General features: G+C 70.3%; 2 protein-coding genes. Both read right to left on the bottom strand.

Going from position 1 to position 2,321, the window contains the following annotated elements; genetic code table 11:
- Positions 1-55: 55 nt before the first annotated feature.
- Complete coding sequence (locus ACWDA7_RS52140) at positions 56-1,633, bottom strand: aldehyde dehydrogenase (NADP(+)) (protein WP_450615162.1); 1,578 nt, start codon at positions 1,631-1,633, stop codon at positions 56-58.
- Positions 1,630-2,259: an isochorismatase family cysteine hydrolase gene (locus ACWDA7_RS52135; RefSeq protein WP_450615160.1), complete on the bottom strand. Its 630-nt coding sequence runs from the start codon at positions 2,257-2,259 to the stop codon at positions 1,630-1,632. Before ACWDA7_RS52135 ends, ACWDA7_RS52140 begins: the two co-directional genes overlap by 4 nt.
- Positions 2,260-2,321: the final 62 nt, after the last annotated feature.

Here is a 2,321-nt window from a genome sequence, read left to right as displayed (position 1 = left end):
GAGCAGGGGCCGCGGTGAGGCGAAGGGGGCCCCTGTGAGGCGAGGGCGGTGGGCGTCAGTCGCGGGTGAGTTCGCCGTCGACGAGGCGCCACAGGTGCAGTGGGTTGGCCTTGCGCAGCGGCTCGGGCAGCAGCTCGTCGGGGAAGTTCTGGTAGGTGACCGGACGCAGGAATCGCTCGATCGCGCTCATCCCGACGGAGGTGAAGCGACTGTCGGAGGTGGCCGGGAACGGGCCTGTGTGGACGGAGGCGTAGGTCGCCTCCTGCGGGATGGAGTAGGCGTTGAACACGATGCGGCCGGTGCGGCGTTCCAGGATCGGCAGGAGCTCTGCGGCGGCGGTATGGTCGCTCACTTCGGCGTGGACGGTGGCCGACAGCTGCCCCCTGAAGACGCGGGCGGCTTCCTGTAGTTGGTGCAGGTCGGTCAGGTGGACCAGCAGGATGGAGGGGCCGAAGACCTCCTCGCGCAGGGCCGGTTGGGACAGCAGTTGTTCACCGGTGACCTCGTGGAGCAGGGACTGGCCCTGCCATGCGGCGGTCGGGGCCGCTCCGGCGCCGATCCGGATGGCGCCGCTGTCCTGCATCCGCCGTACGTTGCCCGTGTAGGCGTCGTGGATGCCGGGCGTGAGCATGGTCCGCGCGGCGGTCTTGTCCACCTCGGCCCTCGCCGCGTCCCGCAGTTCCGCGAAGCCCGGCCCGTCGACGGCCAGGAGGACGGCCGGCTTCAGGCAGGCCTGCCCGACGTTGTACTGCGCGCGCTGGGCAAGGCCGGCGCCGATCTGCGCGCCGCGGGCCGCCAGCGCGGCCGGCAGGACGAAGGTCGGGTTGACGCTGGTCATCTCGGTGAACACGGGGATGGGGTCGGGACGCTGCTGGGCCCTGCGGTACAGGGCCATGCCGCCGCCCTGGGACCCGGTGAAGGTGACCGCCCGCACCAGCGGGTGGTCCACCAGCGCCTCGCCGATCTCGTTGCCGGCGCCCCGGATCAGCGAGAAGACGCCGTCGTGCAGTCCCGCTTCGGCGACGGCCCGCTGGATGGCGCGGCCCTGGATCTCGGAGGAACCGGGGTGGGCGTTGTGCGCCTTGAGGACGACGGGGCAGCCGGCGGCCAGGGCCGAGGCGGTGTCGCCGCCCGCGACCGAGTAGGAGATCGGGAAGTTGCTCGCGCCGAAGATCACGACGGGTCCGAGGGCCACCTTCTGCAACCGGTGGTCCATGCGCGGTGCGGGCTGCCGGTCCGGCTGGGCGGGATCGACGGCCGCCTGGAGGAACCGGCCCTGACGCACAACGGTGGCGAACCTGCGGAAGTTCGCCGCGGTCCTCAGGGTCTCCCCCTCGAACTGGGCGGCGGGCAGCCCGGTCTCCAGCGAGGTACGTGCGGCGAGTTCGTCCTTGACCGCCTCGAGCTTGTCCGCGACGAGGTCGAGGAACGCGGCCCGCTCGGCCAGAGCGGTGTGGCTGTAGCTGTCGAAGGCCTCGTCGGCCAGGCGCAGGGCCCGGTCGACCTCGGCCACGCCGCCGAAGGCGAACTCCGGCTCCACGTACTCCCCGGTGGCGGGGTTGAGCGCCTTCATCGTGCCCGCGGTGGCGGGCACCTGGGCCGCTCCGATCAGCAGCTCTCCGGTCAGTGTCATGCCCGAGCCTCCTCGAACGCGGTGGTGAGCTCGTCGGTGGTGACGATGGCGTGGGCGTAGGTGGGGCCGTTCAGTTCGTGAGCGGCGTGCATCATCTCGGGGCGGAGGGCCGCGGTGGCGTCACGGACCAGCGTCACGTGGTAGCCCAGCTCCATGGCGAAACGCGCGGTGGCCTCGATGCAGGTGTTGGCCAGCAGGCCCACGATCGCCACGTGGGTGATGCCGTGCTGCTTGAGCTGCATGTCCAGGTCGGTGTTGGCGAACCCGCTCGATCCCCAGTGCTCCTGGGCGACGACCTCGCCCGGCTGCGGCTGGAAGTCGGGGTGGAACTCCCCGCCCCAGGAGCCCCTGGCGAAGTGGTGCATCTGCTGGATCTTGCGCTGTGAGGGGTTCGGGTGGTCCCAAAAGTCGTAGTCCCCCGGCTCCCAGCGGCGGTGCGGGACGAACACCACGCGCACACCGGCTTCCCGGGCCGAGGCGATCACGGAGCGCAGATGGTCCAGCAGACCGACCTCGGTCGCCACCGGTTCCAAATGCGGCCACACCTTGCCGCCCTCGGAGATGAAGTCATTGAAGGGGTCGACCAGCAAAACCGCCGTCCGGCGGGGGTCGTAGGTCTCGGACATGGTTCCTCCGAACGATGGATGATGAAGGACATCTAGATTCAGGATTACCACCATCATCCTGA

This window comes from Streptomyces sp. NPDC001156, from assembly GCF_053598275.1.
Note: the sequence above shows the minus strand (reverse complement) of the source record. Positions and strands in the feature narration are given on the sequence as shown.